Genomic DNA, 5,781 nt, shown 5'->3' on the forward strand with positions numbered 1-5,781 from the left:
CAGCTGGCCTTCAACGCCGAATTGTTCCTCAATTCCTTCCTCATCGACTACAACACCGCCGGGCAGGGCGCGGATCATGAGCGTACGCACGCCGTTGCCCACGAAGGAGCGCACCTCGTCGAGGCTGCGGCGCACGTCGGTGAAGGGTTCGAGCGCGTAGTTGGTGCTTAGGGTAAGGTCTTCAAGGGTATAGAGAAGCGTGCCGTCGAGATCGAAAATCACCGTATCGTAAGTCATGCTGCATCCGTGGGGCGCGGGTTCTGCCGCGCTGCAAGGTTGTGTGGAAAAAGGCCTGATGCCTCGCTCCGGAATCGCGGGACGGGGCATGGCGGGGCCGGACGTGTGAAGCGGTGGGAAAAGACAAAAAAAGGGGGAAGGCGAACCCTCCCCCTCTTGTTTTTGTTTTCCCGCAGGCGGGACTTTCATCCGGCCCTCAGGCCGGATGCCCGGGGCGCAGGCTAGAAGGCCTGACCCATGGAGAACTCGAACCGACCGCTGTTGCGCTTGGTGCCGTCCGCATTCTTGGAGAGCGGATAGCCGTAGGCGAAGCGCAGATCGCCCATGGGCGAACGCCAGCGGACTTCCAGACCGGCAGAGGAATACACCTTGTCGAACACGCTGGAGCACTGCTCGCTGTCGGCGTTGAAGCCTATGTCGTAGAAGGGCACGAAGGCGAGGCCGAGATCGGGCTTGACCACCCAGATGTATTCAAAGTTGGCATAGCCCATGCGGTCGGAACCGATGGTTTCGCCGGTTCTCGGGTCACGCGGGGAGATGTCGTCGTAGGAGTAGCCGCGTATGCTGCGGATGCCGCCTATCCAGAAGCGGTCGAACACAGGCACGGTCTTGTTGTCTTCGACCTTGTAGACCGCGCCCACGCGGCCGCGCACGTGCAGGATGTTGGTATCGTTGAGGCCGTAGTAGAAGCCGGCTTCAAGTATGGGCTTGAAGAAGCTGTCGTCGCTGCCGGTCCACGGGCCGCTGTACTGCATGTTGATGGACACGCGGGTACCTTCGGTGGGGAAGGTGGCACGGTTGGTGGTGTCGCGGGTAACGCCCATGGACACGGTGCTCGCCCAGTGCTTGCCGCGATAGGCCTGAATGATCTGGGAGGCGTTGTCCGACATATGGTACAGGTTGTAGCGCTCGAACTCATAGCCGAAGTGCACGTTGGTGTACTCGCCTATGGGATGGAACAGGCCGAGTCTGATACCGGTGGAACGCTTGTAGAAGTACGACCATTCCTCGTCGATGGTGTACGGGCTCACGGAGAAGCCCCAGTAGGAATCGAACAGGCGCGGGTTCACGAAGGAGGCTTCGAGGTACTGTTCGCGGGAGGCGGTGTAGCCCGACAGGCCGAGGGTATAGCCGCGGCCGAAGAGGTTGTTCTCGGTGATGGAGGCCATCACGCCGAACTTGTCGTAGGTGGAGTAACCGAAGCCCACGCTGACCACGCCGGTTTCGGTTTCCTTGACGCCCATCTTGAGATCCACTTCGCCGGGCGTGCCGGTGGGCACCACGGTGGGGTTCACTTCGCTGAAATAGCGGGTCTTTTCGAGGCGCTGGGCGGAACGGCGCATTTTGGCGCCGCTGAACTGCTGACCGTCGGCAAGGCGCATTTCGCGCAGGATGACGTTGTCGCGGGTGCGGTCGTTGCCTTCCACTTCCACGCGGCGGATGTACTGACGTTCGCCGGGCTTCACGGTATAGATCACGTCCACCACGCCGTCTTCGGGACGGGGACGGGGATCGACGTTGATGTCGGCAAAGGCGTAACCGTAGTCGCTGTAGAAGTCGGTGAGGGCCTTCACGTCGTTCTGGAGCACTTCCACGTCGAAATAATCGCCCGCAGCCTGATGTTCGTCCATGGTGATCTGCTCGCGGATGCGCTCTTCGGTGTCGATGAGGTCACCCTGAAGGATGACTTCGCCCACCTTGTAGTGCACGCCCTCGCGCACGCGGAAGATGACGCGTATGCCGTCTTCCTCATACTGCACCTCGGGCGCGGAGACCTGACCGTCCACATAGCCGTGCTTCATGAAGTAGGCGCGTATGGCCTGCGCGTCGCGCTCGAGAAGGTCGTCCTTGAGCACGCCCGACCCCGTGAACCACGAGAACATTCCGCGTTCCTTGAGGGAGAGAAAATCCTTCACGTCGTCGGGAGAGATTTCCTTGAGGCCCTCAATGGCCACTTCCTTGATGTAGAGCTTGCCGCCTTCGTTGACGTGCAGCACGAGCACGGCGGCCGCGCCGTCGGCACGGGGCTGCACTTCGTAGGTCACCTGGGCCAGATAAAAGCCCTGCTTGTGATACAGGTCGGTGACCTTCTGCAGGTCGTCGGCCAGCACCTTTTCGTTGAGCACGGAATCGGTATGCGTGGACATGGCCTCGGTAATGTCGCCTATGCTCACGGCTTCGGAGCCTTCCACGCGCACGTCTTCGATGCGCGGCTTTTCCTCTACGGTGAAAATGAGCACCGGCCCGGCCACCGAGGTTTCCACGTCGGCGCGCACGTCGTTGAAGTAGCCGAGATCCCAGATGTTGCGCACGTCCTCGTCTATGCGGTCCTCATCCACGGGATCGCCGGTACGGGTTCCCACGCGGACGAGCACTCTGTCCTTGTCGATGAACTTGAGGCCGCGCACCTCGATGTCGGCAATGCCGCCGCGGGTGCTCTTTGCGGCCGAACGCACGGAAGAGGCGGCATCGAAATCGAGCACCATCTGCCCCACAAGGCTGTTCACCGCAGGCTGAAGCTCCAGAAGGTTCGCGCCCTCAATGTGATAGGCACGGGAACCGGAAGTGGAGGCCGACACCATCTGCATGTCGAGGCTGAAGCTTTCGCCGAGCTGGTTCAGACTGCCGAACACGGCATAGCCCGCGCGGGCGGAACGGGCGCGGTTTCTGGCGCTTGCGGCGTCCGAAGCGGCGCTTTTGCCGGATGCCGACGTGGGAATGGCCGTGACGCCGTTTGCCTCGAGCGCCTGCCGCACCAGGGCGGGGACGTCTCTGGCAAGCTGCGACTGCGCCGTCGGAGCGTTCACGGCGAAGGGCAGCACCAGCACACGGGTTGCGGCTGCCTCCGCAAGGCCCGCCCACACGAAGAGGCAGGCTGCAAGGCAGACCAGACTAGAAAGAATCTTGCGCATAGAGCTCTCCCGATCTCAGTTCAAGGCTGCGGTCCATATCGTCCGCAAGTTCCCGGTTATGCGTCACTATGACAAGGGTCATGCCCGTGTCGCGATTGAGCTTTTTCAGCACTTCGGCGACACGCGCGCCCGTTTTTTCATCCAGATTGCCGGTGGGCTCGTCGGCCAGCAGCACCTTGGGGCGCATGAGCGTGGCGCGGGCTATGGCCGCCCTCTGCCGCTCGCCTCCGGAAAGGGTGGTGACGTGATGATTCAGCCTTTCGGCCAGTCCCACGCTCTCAAGGGCCGCAGCGGCCTTTTCGAGCGCCTCTTTGCGGGGCATGCCCGCAATGATGGCCTGCATGGCCACGTTCTCCACGGTGGTGAACTCCGGCAGCAGATGATGGAACTGGAACACGAAGCCGAGTTCCCTGTTGCGGAAATGCGCCGCCTCCTTCGGAGAAAGGGCGGAAAGGTCGCGGCCCTCAAAAAGCACGCTGCCGCTCGTGGCGGCATCGAGCGTGCCTAAAATGTGCAGCAGCGTGGACTTGCCGGAACCTGAGGAACCCACAATGGCGAGAGCCTCGCCGGCGACGACGTCGAAGGTGACGTCGCGCAGAATGGTGAGCTCCCCTGCCGGACTTTCCACCACCTTGCGCGCGTGCCGCACGGTGTAGAGCGGACGGGACGCGCCGGTCAGAGAATCGTTAGCGTCGTTATTCATAGCGAAGGGCCTCGGCAGGCACAAGGCGGGAAGCCTGCCTGGCGGGATAGATGGTGGCCACGAAACACATGAACATGGACACCGCCCCGATAATGAGAAGGTCCAGCGGATCGATGATGACCGGCAGCGTGTCCATCATGTATACGCCGGGGGGAAGCTCGATGAACTGGTACTTCTTGAGGAGCAGCGCCAGCACGATTCCTAGCACATAACCTATGGTTGTGCCAACAGCCCCGATGATGGCTCCCTGAAACATGAAGATGCGCCTGACTCCTGCGGCCGTGGCGCCCATGGACATGAGTATGGCGATGTCCCTGGTCTTTTCCATGACGAGCATGACGAGCGAGGTGATGATGGAAAAGGAACCCACCAGAATGACCATGAGCAGCACGATGAACATGCCGAAGCGCTCAAGCTGAAGCGCGGCAAAGAGATTGGCGTTCATGTCTATCCAGTTGCGGGCGTAGAAGGGAGGCCCGAGACGTTCGGCCACGGCGCCGGCGATTTCCCGGGCGTCGTAGGGATTGTTCACGAAGGCCTCAACGCCGGAAACATGACCGTCGGGGTAGCCCATGAGATCCTGCGCCGCGCCTATGGACACGTAGGCGAGACGGCTGTCGAAGTCGGACATGCCCGACTTGAATATGCCTTCCACGCGGAACGAACGCAGCTTGGGCACGAAGCCTGCGGTGGTGCGCTGTCCTGCCGGGGACATGAGATTCACGCGGCTGCCCACGCGCAGATGGAAGCGCCGGGCCAGATCGTGTCCCACGATCATGCCTGCGGGCCCGGTTTCGCGGTTGAGGTTTTCCACGCTGCCGCTCTCAAGATGATTGAGAAGCGGCATGGCCTCGGCAGCGGAGGCGGTATCTATGCCGCGCACCACGAGTCCCGTGGCGCCCTGCGGGGTGGAAAGCAGCACTTCGGCGTACAGAAACGGCGTGGCGGACACCACGCCCGGCGTTTCGCGTATGCGCTCGATGACGTCGCCTTCGCCCTTTGCGGCCTCGGGCCCGAAGGCTCCGGCCTGCGTGGCCATGACCATGAGGTGCGGATTCGCGCCGAGAATCTTCTCGCGCATTTCCTCGGTGACGCCGTTGTACACGCTCATGACGATGACGAGCGCAGCCACGCCTATGGCCACGCCGAGAACCGACATGAACGAAATGATGGAAATGAACGTGCGCTTGTTGCGCGAGGTGAGATACCGCGACGCAATGAACAGCGAAAACGACATGAATTTCCCCTTTCATGGAAGCCCCGGCAGAAATGCCGGGGCGTTGTTCCCGAAAGATTACACCTCCGGACGGAGCAGCGGGAAGAGCAGCACCTCGCGGATGGTGGATTCGTCGGTAAGCAGCATGGTCAGACGGTCGATGCCCACGCCTTCGCCCGCGGTGGGCGGCATGCCGTATTCAAGGGCGCGCAGATAGTCGTTGTCCAGCGGGCAGGCCTCGTCGTCGCCTGCGGCCTTGGCTTCCACCTGCGCCTCGAAGCGCAGACGCTGATCCACGGGGTCGTTGAGCTCGGAAAAGGCGTTGCCGTATTCACAGCCGCAGATGAAGATCTCAAAGCGGTCGGTGATGTCGGGATTCCTGTCGTTGCGGCGGGCCAGCGGAGAAATTTCCGCAGGATAGGCATAAATGAAGGTGGGCTGAACGAGCTTGTCTTCCACGTCAAGGTCGAAAAGACGGGACTGAAGCTTGCCTATGCCCTCGCTTTCCATGAACTTTTCCCCGCGCGAGGTGAGATAGGCGCGCACGGCCTCCATGTCGTTGTAGAATTCGGGCCTGTGACCGCCCACCTTTTCGAGCGCTTCGTGATAGGTCATGCGCTTCCAGTGGCCGGGGGTGAGATCCACTTCCTGCCCCTGATAGGTGATCACCGTGCTGCCGCACACCTTGGTGGCGATGTGCGCGAAAAGTTCCT

General features: G+C 61.6%; 5 protein-coding genes. All 5 read right to left on the bottom strand.

The genetic code is table 11. From position 1 onward, the window contains the following. On the bottom strand, positions 1-237 hold a 237-nt coding region (locus tag Q0J81_RS10190), incomplete at its 3' end, for an HAD hydrolase-like protein (RefSeq protein WP_294447638.1). A 221-nt stretch (positions 238-458) separates the two neighbouring features. Continuing rightward, on the bottom strand, positions 459-3,149 hold the full coding sequence (gene bamA, locus Q0J81_RS10195) for an outer membrane protein assembly factor BamA (RefSeq protein WP_294447640.1): 2,691 nt from the start codon (positions 3,147-3,149) through the stop codon (positions 459-461). Next, positions 3,130-3,852 carry an ABC transporter ATP-binding protein gene (locus tag Q0J81_RS10200; protein ID WP_294447641.1) on the bottom strand — a complete coding sequence of 241 codons (723 nt, stop codon included), beginning with the start codon at positions 3,850-3,852 and terminating at the stop codon, positions 3,130-3,132. The genes bamA and Q0J81_RS10200 overlap by 20 nt, the downstream gene beginning before the upstream one ends. After that, entirely contained in the window at positions 3,845-5,089 is a 1,245-nt protein-coding gene (locus Q0J81_RS10205; RefSeq protein WP_294447642.1) for a lipoprotein-releasing ABC transporter permease subunit, read from the bottom strand. Before Q0J81_RS10205 ends, Q0J81_RS10200 begins: the two co-directional genes overlap by 8 nt. Positions 5,090-5,146: 57 nt before the next feature. Then, a partial coding sequence (locus Q0J81_RS10210; RefSeq protein WP_294447643.1) for an amino acid--tRNA ligase-related protein occupies positions 5,147-5,781 on the bottom strand: 635 nt, incomplete at its 5' end.

This window comes from uncultured Mailhella sp. (assembly GCF_944324575.1).
GTDB lineage: Bacteria > Desulfobacterota > Desulfovibrionia > Desulfovibrionales > Desulfovibrionaceae > Mailhella.